This window comes from Balneatrix alpica DSM 16621, assembly GCF_000619885.1.
GTDB classification, from domain to species: Bacteria; Pseudomonadota; Gammaproteobacteria; order Pseudomonadales; family Balneatricaceae; genus Balneatrix; species Balneatrix alpica.
This window is the reverse complement of the sequence record NZ_KK211040.1, coordinates 493,504-509,312: the sequence shown is the minus strand read 5'-3', so window position 1 is coordinate 509,312 and position 15,809 is coordinate 493,504. Positions and strand designations below refer to the sequence as shown.

The window sequence follows — 15,809 nt, the reverse complement described above, 5'->3', positions numbered from 1 at the left end:
GGTTATGAGCGCTATTCTTGCCCTGGATGCTTCGACTGAAGCCTGTTCTGTGGCCCTGCTGGTGGAGGGTCAGGTCTATGAAGATTTTCGCCTGGTGCCGCGTCAGCATGCGCAATTGCTGTTACCGATGGTGGAGCAGTTGCTGCAACAGGCCAAGCTTAAGCTGACGGATCTGGATGCACTGGCCTATGGCTGTGGGCCTGGAGCCTTTACTGGGATTCGTATTGCTGCAGGGGTAGCCCAGGGCTTGGCGCTGGGGGTGGATAAACCCCTATTGGCAATCTCAACCTTGGAAGCATTAGCGCTGGCAGCTAAACGTCAGCGTCAGGCACAGCAGGTGCTGGTGGCCATCGACGCACGCATGGATGAAGTCTACTGGCAGTTGTTTGATTGCCGGGCAGCGTTACCCAGCGCCTTAAATGAGGCCCAGGTAACGCCGCCGGAGCAGGTCACCGGACCCAGCGAGGCTTTCGGCTGGGGCAGTGGCTGGGCTTATCGTCAGCGCTTTGCCAAAGAGCTGGCGGAGCTCAAGGCGGAGCAGGATGTCTATCCCCAGGCACAGGATATTGCGGTGCTGGCAGAAGCATACTGGCAGCAAGGAGTGCGCACCTTGCCGGAGCAGGCGCTACCGGTTTACATCAGGGATCAAGTGGCGCATCAATCCAATAAGGGTTGAGGTGCTGTGCCTATTTGCTGAGCACATCTTAAGGACATTTCTGTCATGCTCTCCTGGCTGCAAATTATCTCCCTGGCGGTGATCCAGGGTTTGACCGAGTTTTTGCCCATTTCCAGCTCTGCCCACCTGATATTGCCCTCCCAGCTATTGGGTTGGCCGGATCAGGGACTGGCCTTTGATGTGGCCGTCCATGTGGGCACGCTAAGTGCGATCGTTTGGTACTTCCGCCGGGAAATCATTGAGTTGGCTCAGGCCTGGTTACGCAGCTGTACGGGACAGCAAAGCCAGCAGGGTTGGCTAGCCTGGGGGGTGGCCTTGGGCACGGTACCGGCGGTGATTGCAGGGTTGTTGTTGGATGATTTAATTGAACAACACCTGCGTTCTATCCTAGTGATTGCCGCGACCACTATTTTCTTTGGCTTGTTGCTGCAGTGGGGAGATATGCGCAGCAGTCGCAGCCGTACCTTGACGCAACTGGGTTTAAAAGATGCCCTGTTGATCGGGTTGGCGCAGGCGATAGCGTTGATTCCCGGCACTTCCCGTTCCGGTATCACCATGACAGCCGCACAGTTTCTTGGTTTTGAACGTCAGGCTGCGGCGCGTTTTTCTTTCCTGCTCTCGATCCCCTTGATCAGTGCGGCAGGGGCCTATAAGGCTTTGGAATTATTGCAATCTACCACCTCCGTATACTGGTCGGAGTTGTTGGCGGGAATTATCCTGTCCGCTTTGAGCGCGTATATCTGTATTCGCTTATTCCTGGGGTGGCTTGACCGAATCGGCATGCTGCCCTTTGTGATTTATCGCCTAGTACTAGGTGTTGTTCTGTTGGTTATCGCCTTCGGAACCTAAGCAAGGACGCTCATCCCTCCGGGCTCCTTGTCATGGAGGAGCCCTATGTCTTTGTTCCGCCCCGCTGCCGCTCTGATGGCGCGCCTTAGCTATCCGCAAAAGTTTGGTTTAATTGCCTTGCTGTTTCTTGCGCCCCTGATGATGACCCTGATGGCTTATTTGGGGCTGATTAATAGCTCGATTAGCCGCAGCCAGCAGGAGCAGCTAGGTATGTTGTGGCTGCAGGAGCTGGCACCGATTACGGTGCTGACGGGTCAGCACCGTGGCCTCAATAATGCCTTAATGCATGGTAACGAAGCTGTGCGGGCTCAGGTGGAAGACAAGCGCAAGCAACTCAGCAGTCAGTTGAATACCCTACAGGGGCAACAGCATAGCCTCCCTACCGCGATTGCCACCGAGGTGCAGGCTCTGAATCAGTCCTGGCAGAATCTGCAGGCAAAACTTAGCCAAGAGAGTCCGGCGCAAATATTTGAACGTCATAATCGTTTGGCGGCGCAGATACGTGCCCTTAACGGTCGCCTGATTCGTTACTACGGCTTGGCGCAGGACCCGGATGCCGGGATGACATTTTTGATCAGTCAGACCGGAGTCACGCTACCGACCTTGGTGGACTTATTAGGACAACTGCGTGGCAAGGCCTCGGGGGTGGCTGCGGCGGGTAGTTTTACCCCGGAATCACAACTCTATATCAGTGGCCTGATGATTCGGATTGAGGATTTATTGCCGCAGTTACGCCAGTTGGAAGAGCTGCCGCAGCAAAGCTTTGCCGGACAGGCTGAGTTAGGGGCGCGCCTGATGCAGGCGAATCAGGCGGCGATGACTTACGTGGCGCAAATCGATCAGCAACTGCTGCAGGCCAGCAGCATCAGTGTGGCTTCTACGGCGGTATTTGATGAGGGCACCCGTACCATCACCGCGATTATGGAAGCCTATCAGCAGGCTTTACCCCTGTTGGCTCAGCAACTCGAACAGCGTCTTAGTGCGCAGCAGTGGCAGCGTGGTCTGGCGGTGACGATGACCCTGCTGGGGGTGTTGATTGCGGTGTATCTGTTTGGTGGTTTTTACCGCAATACCACCCGTACCCTGGCGAGCTTTGTCAGTAGTGCCCGGCGCTTGGCTGCGGGGGACTTGAGCCACACCATGGAGGTAACAACGCGGGATGAGATGCGACGTCTAGGAGAAGGGCTCAATGAAGTGACCCTGGGGATGCGCAAGTTGGTGCAGGAAGTGCGGGCCTCGGCAGAGGTGGTGCATCAGGCTGCGGCGGAGTTAGGCACCGGGGCGGCTTCTACCTTGCAAGGGGTGCAGGCGCAAAAGCAGGATACCGAGAGCCTGGCCGCAGCGATGGAAGAAATGTCCGCCAGTGCCCGGGATGTGGTGAATCATACCGCGGTGGCGGCGGAAACCGCATTAGAGGCCAATGGTCTCAGCCGTCAGGGTCATCAGGTAGCCAGTAAGACGGTCGTGGCGGTAGAAGGTCTGAGTCAGGAGGTGAGTCGCAGCGCGGAAACCATCCAGGCATTGGCCCAGGCGGTGGAAAATATCGGTAAAGTCTCTTCTGTCATTCGTGAAATTGCCGAACAGACTAACCTGCTGGCGCTAAATGCGGCAATTGAAGCGGCCCGTGCCGGTGAGCAGGGGCGTGGCTTTGCTGTGGTAGCGGACGAAGTGCGTAATCTGGCACAACGCACTCAGCAGTCTACTGCGGAAATTCAGCAGACCATCAGCCATCTGCAGCAGGGCACTGAACAGGCGGTGGAGGTCATGCAGCTTAGCCGTAGCAGTGCGGAGCGTAGCGCGGCGGATATTCAGCAAACCGGCACAACCCTGGCCAGCATTAACGAGCGGGTTGAGCGGATGAATGCCATGAATGAGCAAATCGACCAGGCGGCTAAACAGCAAGCCTCGGTGGCGGATGATCTGAGTGGCAATATCAGCAGTATATCCGCCAATGCCGAGCAGACGGCGGTAGTGGCCAGGCAAACCGCTGCCCTGGCTAAAGACCTGCAAGAGCGTGCCTCTGGCTTGAATGAGCTGATGCTGCGTTTCAAGCTGTAAGACCTTGGCTATTATCATAGGGTGCTAATCTCAGTACACTGAGCGCCCTAGTGTGAGGAATGGCCATGCGGGTTAACGGATATCAGAATCAGGATTGGCGGGTAGGGCAAAGCCAAGGGCCTAATCGGCAGCAGGGGTATCGCCCGCAGGCGGAACAGACCCCGGCAACCCAGCCCGTTCAGGAGAGTGTGCAAACCCGCCGCGTGGCGGATGATCCTGAGCAGCGCCAAGCCTTTGCCCGATTATTTGCCATCGCCCCTGAGCTCTCCCGGCGCAGCTGGGAAGCCCTTAGTAGTTATGTCACCACCTCAGGCTTTAAAGCCATGACCCCGACCAATTCTGTTGAGTTGGTTGGGGTAGATACCTATGCCTAAGAACATGCCTGCAGACACAATCATGCCGTATTCCCCCGTAAACAGTCTCCAGCCAGATTGGAGCTTTCCGGCAGCGGTGCTGCCCTACTCTGCCGAGTGGGTTGAACAGGCCGAAGCCTTGGCGGCCCAACTGCAATTGCCCTGTTTGCCAGTGCAGACGCCGGATCAGCTGGAGGCCAGTCAGCAGGTATTGTGGGTACACCCGCAAGGATTGGCGATTCAGCAGGGAGGGCGCAAGGCACCGGGTCCGGTGCGAGTCGATTTTGTCGAGGGGGCATTGGCCCATCGCCGGTTGTATGGTGGTGGAGCGGGGCAGCAAATCGCGAAAGCCATTGGCGTCAAGGGGCAGCGTTGTCCCCAGGTGCTGGATGCGACTGCGGGCCTTGGCCGTGATGCCTTTGTCTTGGCGGCTCTCGGCTGTCAGGTACAGATGCTGGAGCGTCATCCTGTGGTGTTGGCCTTATTACAGGATGGTCTGCAGCGTGCTCAGCAAGACCCGGAGGTGGCACCTATTACGGCACGTATGCAGCTCCTGCAAGCCCATGCATACGACTATATGCACACACAGGCCCAGCAAGGTGCGCCCGCACCCCAGGTGATTTACCTTGATCCGATGTTCCCGCATACGGAGAAGAGCGCTGAGGTGAAGAAAGATATGAAGGCGTTCCGGACCTTGGTAGGAGCTGATCGGGATGCGGATGCGTTGTTGGCAGTCGCGCTAGCCTGGCAGCCCTGTCGGGTGGTCGTCAAACGGCCACGTAAGGCCCCTTGCCTGGCGGGACAGCCGCCAAGCCTCAGTCTGGAAGGTAAGTCAGGGCGCTTTGATGTATACGCCCTGCGTAGCCTGGATAGTGCGGAGTTGCCTTAGCGCATCAGTAATGAGGGGGAGGGGTTTCCTCCTCGGCTCCGCGCACTGGGGCAGCCATCAGTTTCATCTGTTGTTGGACTAACTGCAGGCCGCGTTGAATCAGCTCCAACTGGCGTTGTTGCTGCGCCATCTCATCGCTGAGTTGTTGCAGACTGTCATCGATAAAAGCCACCCGGGTTTCCAGGTCAGTTAAGCGCTCGTCTAACATGGTCAATACCCATAGGAAAGTTGCGTCTAGAGCCCGAGATTGTATAGTAAGGGCGCGCCGCAGGGCTATTTGATTACCGGTTACAGGGTAACCCCTTAGTAAGTATGCAGAAGACAGGACTCATTGGCCGCACACTTTGCTCAATGCCCCTGCCACTGTTCTCCCTGGTTGCTTAACTAACCAGGGTCCCGGGCGGCGATCCAGGTATGATTCATCCTTTTATTGGTAAGTAAGAGAGACGCAATGACTCCAAAAAACATTTTATTCAGCTTGGTTATTGGTGCCCTGGCTACCCTGCCACTGCCCTTGTTGTTAGAGCAGGTGCTCACTGATGTTAGTATTCCTTTTGTACCCGTATGGTTAATTGGTTTGGTCCTGGCCAGTATTGCCAGTGTACTGACTCAGGTAATCAACCAAGGGCCAACCTTTGAAGAAGATAACGAAAACGATACCCGTGAACCCGGTCAGGTGAAGTGGTTTAACGTCAACAAAGGTTTTGGCTTTATTACCCGGGAAAATGGCGAGGATGTGTTTGTGCACTTCCGTGCTATTCGTGGCAAAGGTCACCGCACCCTGGTGCAGGGGCAGAAAGTTCGCTTTCATGTCGTGGAAAGCGATAAAGGCTTACAGGCGGAAGATGTATCTGTGCTGCGTTAACAGCCTGCTAGTCAAAGCCCAGTAAGCAAAGAAACGGCCCCAGTGGCCGTTTTTTTATCAAGCCTTCTCCAGGGGTGGACAGAATGAAGGGGTTTATCCACGTTAGGCAGGTTGGCTAAAAACTGCGCTTTGTTTTTAACTTATTGTTTTTAATGATTTTTTTTGATTTATCCCAGAGCTTGTCCACAGCTCTGTGCCTAGCATTATGAGGATAAGCTTGTTTGGCAGGACAAAGGGTGCATCTAGTTGATCAGCTTCATCAAGGGGTTATCTGCAATCTATGCACAGGACTATCCAAGTTTTCTGGGGATAACTCCTTTATTCACTGAAAGATGAAATAGGGTTTGACAAAGTCTAATAAGATCAATAATATGCGCCCCACATTGACGCGGGGTGGAGCAGCTTGGTAGCTCGTCGGGCTCATAACCCGAAGGTCGTCGGTTCAAATCCGGCCCCCGCAACCCGGTTCTTAAAAGCGCTCGCCGTAAGGTGGGCGTTTTTTATTTGAGTCGAAGAAAGCGCGTGAGCCTAGAACTTGATAGTAGAGGAAGGTCGATGATCTCAGCACGGTACCGCAAGCGTTCTAAAGTGCCGGGGGCGTTTGCCATGGCTGTGATATGGACTGAGGGATGCAAGTTGAGCAAATCCTTCCCACCAAGCCCAAGATGGCTATAGAACCTAGTACACGCTTGGTATTTAATGGCGCCTCCTAAGCGTTGGTGGGATAAGTCCGGTGGCAGTTATTGAGTTAACCCAGGTCAGGCTGGAGCGAGATAAACGCCTGGTGTTGGATGACATCAGTTTGCAGTTAAATGAGCAGCGTATTGGACTGATTGGTTACAACGGCTCGGGTAAGAGTTCCCTGCTGCGGCTGTTGAATGGTCTGTTGCTGCCGAGCAGTGGTCAGGTGCGGGTACAGGGGCTGGATCCCGCTGAGGGGCCCGCCAAGATGGCTGCCCAAGTCGGTTTTATCTTTCAGAATCCGGATCATCAACTGCTCTTTCCTACGGTAGGGGAGGAGTTGCGTTTTGGTTTGCTTAACCTAGGCATGAGTAAGGCGGAGGGACAGCAGCGGGTTGAGCAGTTGCTGGCTGAGCATCAACGTTTGTCATGGCTGGAGCGACCGGTGCATTCGTTATCGGATGGTCAAAAGCAGTGGCTATGCATTATGGCGGTATTGCTGATGGAACCGAAGCTGTTGGTTTTGGATGAGCCTTTCTCTGCCTTGGATTTACCCAGTCGTTACTACTTATTGGATTGGTTGTTGGGGCTGCCTCAGCAGTTATTAATGGTTAGTCATGAGTTAGAAACCTTGGCGCAGTTCGAGCGTATCATTTGGCTGGATCAGGGGCGTATTCGTGCTGATGGCCCCCCTGCCGAGGTGCTACCAGAATATAGCCGGGTGGCGAAGCAACTGGCTAGTCAAGGGCTGGGGCATGCTTAGTCTATATTTGCCGGGCCCTTCCTGGTTGCACAGTGTGGCGGCCGGCTGGAAGCTGGCGGCCTTGTTGGGGCTCAGCATCTTGCTGTATCAATGGCCAATATTGCCTTTATTACTTGGACTGCAGCTGCTGACACTCTGGGCTTATTGCAGACTGGGTAGTCCTGGCCGTTTGCAACTGCGGCGTGTGTTGCAGATGCTTGCTCCTTTATTTGGGCTGATATTCTTGCTCCAGGGCTGGTTGTTGGATTGGAACAGTGCACTGATCTTGCTGCTGCGTATGTTGGTGCTGGTTTTGCTGGCCAATCTGATTAGCTTAACGACCACTTTGGAGGCGATGTTGGCGGCGTTGACGCCACTGTTTGCCCCCTTGGCCTGGATGGGATGGCAGCCTGCCCGCTTTGCTTTTGCAATCAGCCTGTTTATTCGCTTTGTGCCGGTGTTATTGGCGGTGCTGCAACACTTGCATGCGGCTTGGCAGGCACGCGGCGGGGGATATCAATTATGGCGTTTGGCTATTCCTTTAACGATTCAAACTCTGCGCATGAGCGATCAGGTAGCTGAAGCCTTAGCTGCCAGAGGTGGCATTCCCACTCAAGGGTTTAAGTAAAAGCACTTGTCTGTTGCCAGTAAAATGGCTGAAATAGCCGGCTTTGTTGCATCTGCTGCAGTAACTCAGGGAGAGAAAACTGCCGTTGAGGATGATAGACGAGCTTAACTAACCAGGTTCATTGACTGATTGAGCGCTGCTGAGGAGAGAGAAATGCAGGATAAAGCTTTGGTGCAAGTGGCTCTGTATGCCGCGTTAGTGGCGGCGTTGGGGCTGATTCCACCGATTCCTTTTGTGACGGGGATTCCCATTACCGCGCAAACTCTGGGAGTCATGCTGGCGGGTATTATGCTGGGGCCCTGGCGTGGTGGCTTAGCGATGGCGTTATTTATTTTTGTGGTGGCCTTGGGCGCGCCCCTATTGTCAGGTGGTCGCGGAGGGTTAGGGGTGTTTGTTGGCCCGACGGCGGGATTTGCGCTGGGCTTTCCGTTGGCCGCTTGGGCAACGGGATATGCCGCCTTGGCACTGCAGCGTTTGCCGGTATTTCCCCAAGCACTGCTGGCCTCTGTGCTGGGCGGGATTCTGGTGCTTTATCTGTGTGGGATTACCGGCTTTAAACTGGTCACAGGACGTGAGTGGTGGGACGCTACTAAGGTGATGGCGGTGTTTATCCCTGGTGATCTTTTGAAGGCGCTATTGACCGCAGCAGTCGCGCAAGCAGTGGTGCGCGGGTTACCGGGCGCGGTGGCAACACGAGGTTAGTCGCTAACGAGGAAGTAGGGCGGCTTGCGTTTAGTTTGGCATAGATAGCAACAGAAAAGGGCGCCGCGGCGCCCTTTCGTTTACAGTCAGCCGGTTGGCTGTGAACTGCCGTTTGGCTTATTCCGCCAGGCCGACATAGACGTTCTGGACGTCGTCATCGTTATCAATCTTTTCCAGGAAGGCAATTACTTCGGCCAAGGCGGTTTCGTCATCAATCTTTACTGGATTCTTGGCCTTATAGCCAAGCTTGGCGCTTTGTACTTCATAGCCAAATTCAGGCAGGGCAGAAGCAACCGCCATCATGTCAGTGGGATCGGTGAGGAAGAGTACTTCGTTACCTTCGCCGATTTCCAGGTCTTGCGCCCCTGCTTCAATCGCGGCCTCTTCGGCGTTGTCTGTACCCTGGGTGGCGATGGCCTCGATCATACCCAGGTAGTCAAAGCTCCAGGCTACGGAGCCGGAAGAGCCTAGTTGTCCTGCACGGAAGGCAACGCGGATATTAGAGGCAGTACGGTTTTTGTTATCGGTCAGGCATTCAACAATAACGGGTACCTGGTGAGGGGCAAAGCCTTCATAAGTCACCAGCTCGTAGTTGCTACCGTCATCCAGCAGACCTGCGCCTTTTTTAATGGCGCGTTCCAGAGTGTCCTTGGGCATAGAAGCCTTTTTGGCCTGCTCTATTGCCATGCGCAGGCGAGCATTGGTGTCCGGGTCGGCACCACCACGAGCGGCTACGGTGATTTCACGTACCAGCTTGGTGAAGACTTTACTCCTGGCGCTGGCCGCTTCGCTTTTGCCTTTGGCTTTCCATTGAGCACCCATGTGGACTCTCTCTTTGCTAACTAGTGTAAGGATTGGGAGGCGGCACAAGGCCGCGAAGGGCACCCAGTATAAAGGAGGCAGGGGCATTTCCCAATTCTGTGGCGGTTTTTTCGCGTCTTAGTCTGAGCTGCTGGTGGTGTCGGGCTCATCGAACGGCAATTCGGTAGAGGAGGTGGGGCGCATGTCGAAGCTATTGAGTGTCATGGCGACCAGGGCGTAGTAACCATAGATACCAATTAACTCCACCAGGGCCGTTTCGCCAAAGCAGTTGACTGCCTGTAGGTAGAGCTCAGGGGCAATACGCTTGTGTTGATAGAGGCTTTGGCCAATTTGGTAAATCAGCGCGCTCTCGTCATCCGCAAATAGCGGCGTCTGTCCTAGGCGTAAGGCTTCGACAACCTCAGGGGGGACCCCTTCACGCAGAGCAATGGGGGCGTGAATCAGCCATTCAGCCTGGGATTGCCACCAGGCGGCGGTCACCAGGATGGCCAGCTCAGACAGGCGTAGCGGTAACTGACTATGGTAGCGACAAAAGGCGCCGAGCTGTTGCGCGGGGCCAGCTAAACCAGGGCTATGAATCCAAGCCAGGAAGGGGCCATCCAAGTTGCCCCGGCTGGCCAGAATCGAGTCGAGAATGGCCTGTTGTTCATCACTAAGTTGCTCGCGAGAAATTTTGCTGAGTCGTGATTGCATCATCGATCCTTAATTAGCGTGCTAACACTTGCTGGCAGGCTTGGCCTAACTTGTCGACCAGCTCATCCAACTGGCTATCGGTAAGAATAAAGGGGGGAGCCAGCAGGATGTGGTCACCCTGGCGACCATCCAGAGTGCCTCCCATTGGGTAGCACATCAGCCCAGCTTGCATGGCGGCTTGTTTGATTTTGGCATGCACTTTCAGGTTGGGGTCAAAGGCAGCTTTGCTGTCTCGATCTGCAACCAGCTCCAGGCCCCAGAACAGACCACGACCGCGAATATTGCCAATATGAGGGTGTTGGTCAAACTGAGCTTGCAGTCGTTCATGCAGACCGTGGCCAAGGCGCTGCACCTGAGTCAGTAGCTCATCCTTCTCAATCGTTTTCATCACTGCCAAGGCTGCCGCGCAGGCGGTGGCGTGACCAATATAGGTATGACCATGCTGGAAGAAGCCGGAGCCATTGCGCAGGGTATTGACGATTTCACCACTGACCAAAGTCGCCCCTATGGGTTGGTAGCCTGCTCCTAAGCCTTTGGCAATACAGAGTAAGTCTGGGCTGATGCCTTCATATTCGGCGGCAAACAGGTAGCCGGTACGGCCCATACCGCACATCACTTCATCAAGCAGCAAGAGGATGCCATAGCGATCACAGAGGGCACGAATCCCTTTGAAATAGCCGGGTACCGCCGTCACGGCACCTAGGGTGGCACCCACCACCGGCTCGGCAACAAAGGCCATCACATTGTCGCTACCTAGACGCAGAATCTCCTGTTCCAACTCTGCCACTAGGCGTTGGCCGTAGGCTTCGGCACTTTCTCCCTCTTGTTGACCACGATAGGCATAGCAGGGACTGACGTGGCTGACTTCCATCAACAGCGGCTCAAAAGGCTGGCGACGCCAAGCGTTACCACCGGTAGCCAGGGCACCGAGAGTGTTACCGTGATAGCTCTGGCGACGGGCAATGATATGGCGGCGCTGGGGCTGTCCTTTTTCTAAGTAATACTGACGGGCTAGCTTGAGGGCGGCTTCCACCGCTTCGGAGCCGCCGGAAACAAAATACACCGACTCTAACCCAGCGGGTGCACGCTCAATCAGCCAATCAGCCAGTTGCTCCATGGGTTCGCTGGTAAAAAAAGAACTATGGGCATAGGCCAGTTTGCTCACCTGCTGCTGGATCGCTTTAATCACTGCGGGATGGCTATGGCCCAGGCAGGATACCGCTGCGCCGCCACAGGCATCCAGGTAGCTTTTTCCTTCGCTATCAATTAGATAGGCACCATCTCCTTTGACGGCGGTGGGATAGGATTGGCGCAGATTGCGATGGAAAACGTGGCTCATAGCAGGGCTCCACAGGTGGTTAAAAATTAATCTGAATGCATTGTAGATTTGATTGTTTTGTTTGTGCAAATATTTTTGCGTTGATGTTTGAATGCATTTTTACTTTGCGCATTGGGGTATGCTTATTAACCTGCAAAGCAGCCTGGATAAGATCGATGGGTCGGAGCAGGCATCAGGACGCAAGGGGGAGAAATGGCAATACAGCAAGGGGCACCTCAGACCCTAGTGGCCTTACAGCAATGGTTACAACAGCAGGGAGGTGAGTTGGGAGCGCGAACCCGGCGGGTGTTAACCCTCATGCTGGAAAGTCCACAGCGAGTAGCGGTATCCACCATCAGCCAGTTAGCTGAGGAATTAGCGGTCAATGCGTCAACTTTGACACGGCTGGCCAAACGCTTGGGTTACCAGGGGTTTAATGACTTGCAGGCGGTGTTTCGTCGTGAACTAACGGAGGGGCGTCACTTTTACAGTGATCAGGCGAATTTGCTCAATCGCGGCAGTGAGGATGAGCGCCTGCACACCTTTACCCGGTTAGCTCGGCAGGAGAGTGCCAACCTAAGTGCGCTTGCTGAGCAGCTGGATGCCACGGCCCTGCATTATTGTGCGGAGCGGTTAGCCACTGCTGCGCAGGTACGTTGCCATGGGGTGCGGCAAATGGCGTCGGTTGCGTCCTTCGTAGCCTATGCACTGGGCTTGCTGCGACAGGGCGTTGCTTTGTTGGATGGGGCACAGCAAGGAGTTGGGCAGGGATTGGCCCAGTTACAGGCAGGCGATGTATTGTTAGTGGTGAGTTGTTTTCCTTACTCGCGTAGTGTGATTCGCACTGCAGAGGTTGCCGTTGCGCAGGGGATTGAGGTCATTGCATTTACTGATTCTGCCAGTTCACCCTTGGCATCCTTAGCGAGTCATTATTTTATTGTGCCGATGCAGAGTCTGTTTTATAGCAATAGCATGGCAGCCTTGATGTTGTTGGCACAGGGGTTACTGGCTGAGACCGCACAGGTATTAGGGCCGCAAGGCGTGGCTAATCTGCGCCAGCGTGAAGCTTTGATTGAACAGTTGCAGACGGTGTTGTAACAGTGTCGGGAGTCGTTTTTAACTAAGGCATGCTTGCTTGCCACTCTTAAAATGCGCAAACAGAGTCAGGCTGAAATTTAGGTAGGCACTATTCTGAATATATTTATTGGATACTTTATACAAAAGGTGATGTATGCAGGTGGGCAAAGGACAGCTAGTGCAGCAGTGGCCAGTGTTGGTAGCGCTCTTTGTAGTGCTGATTTGGGGCTTAAACGTGGTGATGATGAAGGTGGCAGTGACAGGGTTGTCCCCCGTGCTTTTCACCGCATTACGTTTTGCCTTGGTGGCGGCACTGTTATGGCCGTTTTGGCGGGTAGAGGCCTGGATTCGTTGGCCGGTTATCCGGGTGGCACTTACCATGGGGGTAGGGCACTTTTTATTGCTCAGCTTGGGAGTGCAGTATGTTGATAGTGCCTTAGCGGGAATTTTGCTGCTGTTAGGTGGGCCGCTTTCCATGTTATTGGCTTACTTGTTTCTGCAGGAGCGCTTAAGTCGCCGGCAATTGACTGCTTTGCTACTCGCGATGCTAGGCGTGATAGGGCCGACGCTGTTATTGGCAACGGCGGATATACAAATTGGTGCCTTATTGATTTTGCTCTGTGAGTTGATGTGGGCTTGGGGAAATCTACAGGTGCGGCGTTTAGCCAAGGTGCCGGTGTATACCCTCAATTTTTGGACGGCAGCTGTAACCGCCCCCTTATGCGGGCTTTGGCTAAGCTTGAGCGACTTTGACTGGCAAACAGTGGACTGGAATATGGCGAGCCTGGGGGCGGTGGCCTATGTCGCCCTTGCCTCTTCGATTTTGGCTTATGGCCTTTGGTATCAGCTGATTAACCTACATGGGGTGCAACGCTTTGCCAGCCTGACCCTGGTACGGCCTCTGATCACCGCGCTGGCGGGTTATTTAATCTTGCAGGAAAGCCTGCACCCCTGGCAGTGGGTTGGTGGAGGGTTGACGTTGCTGGCGATCTATCGTTTTTACCGTGGCTAGTGTCGGTAGGCCATCAGGCTGGCAGTGGGAGGTCAAATAGCAGCGCAGTGGCCTCCTGACTCAGGGCTTGCAGGCTGGTGGCATGATCAACCCGAATAATCGCCCCATCACCTGGCTGCAACTGATGCTCGCCAAGTTGTAATTGCCCCTTAACCTGCTGGATAAAATACAGCCGCTCCGGACTAAACGTCAGTATTTGTTGTGTCTGCTTGGCATCGAGCCGCAGTTGATAGAGCAGGGCATCCTGATGGATGGTTAAACTCTGCTGACGGCCATCCCCACTGACTAACAGTTGCAGGCCTGCTTGCTCGGGTAAACGCTGTTCGGCATAGCGGGGAGGGATGCCTTTGCTCTGGGGGCGAATCCAGATTTGTAAAAAGTGCAGGGGCGCCTGGCGATCAGGATTGTATTCACTGTGCTGGATACCGCTGCCGGCACTCATCACTTGAATTTCACCTGCCTGCAGTTGACGACGATTGCCTAGGGTATCGCGGTGCTCAATGCGACCTTCCAAGAGATAGCTGATGATCTCCATGTCCTGGTGGGCATGGGTGGCAAAGCCCTGCCCTGGTGCCACCCGATCTTCATTGATGACCCGTAGCACGGAGACGCCCATGCGTTGCGGGTCATAGTAATGGCCAAAGGAAAAGCTGTGATGGGAGTCCAACCAGCCTAGATTGACGTGCCCCCGGCTGGCGGCGGGGATGAGTTCGATATGGGTAGACATAAGCACCTCCTGACAATAGTGCTTAGCCTACCCATCTTGCTTAAACATAAAAATTGATAAAATTAGTCAGTGTCGGTCAAGTTTATTGAAGTTGCTCTCAAGGTTGGGGGCGTACCCGTAATAGCTTGCCGCTGTCGGTGCCGATATAGAGCCAACCCTGGGGGCTGATCTCCAGAGAGCGCAAACGCTCCCCTAAATTTTCCAATAAACGCTCTTCGCCGCTAGGCTTGCCGGCCTGATCCAGGCTGATGCGATTGAGATGGGTCATGGCTAGTGCTCCTGCCAGCAAACTGCCATGCCAATGGGGAAAAGCCGTGCCTTGATATAGACGCAAACTGCTGGGGGCGATCGAAGGGGTGTACACCTTGAGTGGGTCAGTGAAGCCGGGGGCCGAGGTGCCGGAGCCGACCTGAATAGGGCCCCAGTACTCTTTACCAAAGGATACTTCAGGCCAGCCATAGTTATGTCCTGCTTGAATCAGGTTGAGCTCATCGCCCCCCCGAGGGCCATGCTCGATGGCCCATAGGCGCTGATAGACAGGGTCATAGCTAAGCCCTTGTGGATTGCGGTGGCCAATACTCCAGAGTGCAGCTTCAGCCTCTGGTGTTTGGCTAAAGGGGTTATCAGGAGGAATGCTGCCATCTAGCCTGAGGCGCAGAATGCTACCCGCATGTTGGCTAAGATCTTGCGCCCAGGGGCGCTCACCACGATCCCCCACGGAAAAATACACGTAACCTGACTCATCGAACGCAATACGACTGCCAAAATGCTGGCCGTTGTTACTATGGCTGTTGCTGACGAGTAGATCTTGCCAATCCTGCAGCTGTTTACCAGCCAGCTTGGCTCGTGCCAGCGTGGTGGCCGCCCCCTGGGGCAGGGGTTTGGCATAGGTAAAATAGAGCCAGGCAGAACTGGCAAAGTCAGGTGCAGGAGCAATATCCAGCAGGCCACCCTGGCCTTGGTGCCAGACCTCGGCGAGGCCGCTGATATTTTCAACACTGAGGTTGCTCAAATTAATACGCTGTAGTCGACCTTCGCGGCTACTGACCAGGAGTTGCTCAGGATCAATCAAGGCTAGGCCCCAAGGGGTGCCGAGGTTATCAAGGAGTTGTTCCACCACAAAGTCTTGGCCACCAGAGTTGCCTTGGCTGATTACTTTTCCATGGGCGAGGGGGCGGTCTGGCGGTGTCTCAGCAGCAAGAGGAGACGAAATAACCAGGCTGAGGGCTAGACTCGTAACGACTAATGCTGCTCCTAACACTGGGCGTAATCCTGACATGACTCACTCCTTTCCTGGTCGATGCGCTTTGCTAGCTAACTTAGCTTATTTAGGCAGAAAAGCGAAAATAGTCTTGACGTGGGAGGGATGGGTGCGTACTATGCGCAACCTCAATGACGCGGGGTGGAGCAGCTTGGTAGCTCGTCGGGCTCATAACCCGAAGGTCGTCGGTTCAAATCCGGCCCCCGCAACCAGATTCTAAAAAGCGCTCACCATAAGGTGGGCGTTTTTTATTTGAGTCGAAGAAAGCGCTCGGGCTCAGCGCTTTATAAACGCAGGCGAAGGTCGTTGGCTCCAGTCCGGCCCCCGCAACCAGATTTAGAAAATGCCAGATTGTTAACGCGGTCTGGCATTTTTTCTTTTTGGTCGGAAGAAAACACGTCGGGCTCAGCGCTTTATAAACGCAGGCGAAGGTCGTCGGTTCCAGTCCGGCCCTGC

Annotated in this window: 17 protein-coding genes and 2 tRNA genes; 13 read left to right on the top strand and 6 right to left on the bottom strand. The window is 54.7% G+C overall.

Annotated features, from left to right (window positions below):
* The first annotated feature begins 4 nt into the window (after positions 1 to 4).
* The 5 genes from tsaB to Q334_RS0115165 all read left to right on the top strand — a co-directional run bounded on the left by tsaB (position 5) and on the right by Q334_RS0115165 (position 4,825).
* Positions 5 to 676, top strand: coding sequence for a tRNA (adenosine(37)-N6)-threonylcarbamoyltransferase complex dimerization subunit type 1 TsaB (gene tsaB, locus Q334_RS0115185; RefSeq protein ID WP_027313958.1), 672 nt, complete (start codon positions 5 to 7; stop codon positions 674 to 676).
* A 45-nt stretch (positions 677 to 721) separates the two neighbouring features.
* A complete protein-coding gene (locus Q334_RS0115180; RefSeq protein ID WP_027313957.1) occupies positions 722 to 1,525 on the top strand; it encodes an undecaprenyl-diphosphate phosphatase in 804 nt (267 codons plus the stop codon).
* A gap of 45 nt (positions 1,526 to 1,570) precedes the next feature.
* Positions 1,571 to 3,583: a methyl-accepting chemotaxis protein gene (locus Q334_RS0115175; protein ID WP_027313956.1), complete on the top strand. Its 2,013-nt coding sequence runs from the start codon at positions 1,571 to 1,573 to the stop codon at positions 3,581 to 3,583.
* Between the two features lie 65 nt (positions 3,584 to 3,648).
* Positions 3,649 to 3,957, top strand: a complete 309-nt coding sequence (locus tag Q334_RS0115170) for a hypothetical protein (RefSeq protein ID WP_027313955.1) — start codon at positions 3,649 to 3,651, stop codon at positions 3,955 to 3,957.
* A gap of 22 nt (positions 3,958 to 3,979) precedes the next feature.
* Positions 3,980 to 4,825, top strand: coding sequence for a class I SAM-dependent methyltransferase (locus Q334_RS0115165; RefSeq protein WP_081414479.1), 846 nt, complete (start codon positions 3,980 to 3,982; stop codon positions 4,823 to 4,825).
* Between the two features lie 4 nt (positions 4,826 to 4,829).
* Here Q334_RS0115165 and Q334_RS0115160 read toward each other — a convergent pair whose 3' ends face one another.
* A complete protein-coding gene (locus tag Q334_RS0115160) occupies positions 4,830 to 5,033 on the bottom strand; it encodes a SlyX family protein (protein WP_027313953.1) in 204 nt (67 codons plus the stop codon).
* Positions 5,034 to 5,276: 243 nt separating this feature from the next.
* On the opposite strand from Q334_RS0115160, the gene Q334_RS20630 reads away from it, so the two are divergent.
* The 5 genes from Q334_RS20630 (at position 5,277) to Q334_RS0115135 (ending at position 8,443) form a co-directional block, all read left to right on the top strand.
* Positions 5,277 to 5,690 (top strand): cold-shock protein, encoded by a 414-nt coding sequence (locus Q334_RS20630; RefSeq protein ID WP_027313952.1) that lies wholly within the window; start codon positions 5,277 to 5,279, stop codon positions 5,688 to 5,690.
* A gap of 387 nt (positions 5,691 to 6,077) precedes the next feature.
* Positions 6,078 to 6,151, top strand: a tRNA-Met gene (locus Q334_RS0115150).
* 272 nt (positions 6,152 to 6,423) lie between these two features.
* A complete protein-coding gene (locus Q334_RS0115145) occupies positions 6,424 to 7,134 on the top strand; it encodes an energy-coupling factor ABC transporter ATP-binding protein (RefSeq protein WP_211249552.1) in 711 nt (236 codons plus the stop codon).
* A complete protein-coding gene (locus tag Q334_RS0115140; protein ID WP_027313950.1) occupies positions 7,127 to 7,741 on the top strand; it encodes an energy-coupling factor transporter transmembrane component T family protein in 615 nt (204 codons plus the stop codon). Before Q334_RS0115145 ends, Q334_RS0115140 begins: the two co-directional genes overlap by 8 nt.
* A gap of 153 nt (positions 7,742 to 7,894) precedes the next feature.
* A complete protein-coding gene (locus Q334_RS0115135; RefSeq protein WP_027313949.1) occupies positions 7,895 to 8,443 on the top strand; it encodes a biotin transporter BioY in 549 nt (182 codons plus the stop codon).
* A 117-nt stretch (positions 8,444 to 8,560) separates the two neighbouring features.
* Here the strand turns inward: Q334_RS0115135 and Q334_RS0115130 are convergent, their stop codons facing one another.
* From Q334_RS0115130 to Q334_RS0115120, 3 genes are all read right to left on the bottom strand, one after another.
* Positions 8,561 to 9,265, bottom strand: coding sequence for a YebC/PmpR family DNA-binding transcriptional regulator (locus tag Q334_RS0115130; RefSeq protein ID WP_027313948.1), 705 nt, complete (start codon positions 9,263 to 9,265; stop codon positions 8,561 to 8,563).
* A gap of 117 nt (positions 9,266 to 9,382) precedes the next feature.
* Entirely contained in the window at positions 9,383 to 9,958 is a 576-nt protein-coding gene (locus Q334_RS0115125) for a carboxymuconolactone decarboxylase family protein (protein WP_027313947.1), read from the bottom strand.
* A gap of 13 nt (positions 9,959 to 9,971) precedes the next feature.
* Positions 9,972 to 11,297: an aspartate aminotransferase family protein gene (locus Q334_RS0115120; RefSeq protein WP_027313946.1), complete on the bottom strand. Its 1,326-nt coding sequence runs from the start codon at positions 11,295 to 11,297 to the stop codon at positions 9,972 to 9,974.
* A 192-nt stretch (positions 11,298 to 11,489) separates the two neighbouring features.
* On the opposite strand from Q334_RS0115120, the gene Q334_RS0115115 reads away from it, so the two are divergent.
* The gene (locus Q334_RS0115115) at positions 11,490 to 12,374 is read left to right on the top strand and encodes a MurR/RpiR family transcriptional regulator (protein ID WP_027313945.1); all 885 of its coding nucleotides are present in this window, start codon (positions 11,490 to 11,492) and stop codon (positions 12,372 to 12,374) included.
* A 133-nt stretch (positions 12,375 to 12,507) separates the two neighbouring features.
* Entirely contained in the window at positions 12,508 to 13,365 is an 858-nt protein-coding gene (locus Q334_RS0115110) for a DMT family transporter (RefSeq protein WP_027313944.1), read from the top strand.
* Positions 13,366 to 13,378: 13 nt separating this feature from the next.
* Here the strand turns inward: Q334_RS0115110 and Q334_RS0115105 are convergent, their stop codons facing one another.
* Together Q334_RS0115105 and Q334_RS0115100 are read right to left on the bottom strand one after the other, a co-directional pair.
* Positions 13,379 to 14,092, bottom strand: a complete 714-nt coding sequence (locus tag Q334_RS0115105; RefSeq protein WP_035461676.1) for a pirin family protein — start codon at positions 14,090 to 14,092, stop codon at positions 13,379 to 13,381.
* A gap of 97 nt (positions 14,093 to 14,189) precedes the next feature.
* Entirely contained in the window at positions 14,190 to 15,371 is a 1,182-nt protein-coding gene (locus Q334_RS0115100) for a PQQ-dependent sugar dehydrogenase (protein ID WP_027313942.1), read from the bottom strand.
* Positions 15,372 to 15,488: 117 nt separating this feature from the next.
* Here Q334_RS0115100 and Q334_RS0115095 point away from each other — a divergent pair.
* Positions 15,489 to 15,565, top strand: a tRNA-Met gene (locus Q334_RS0115095).
* Positions 15,566 to 15,809 lie beyond the last annotated feature (244 nt).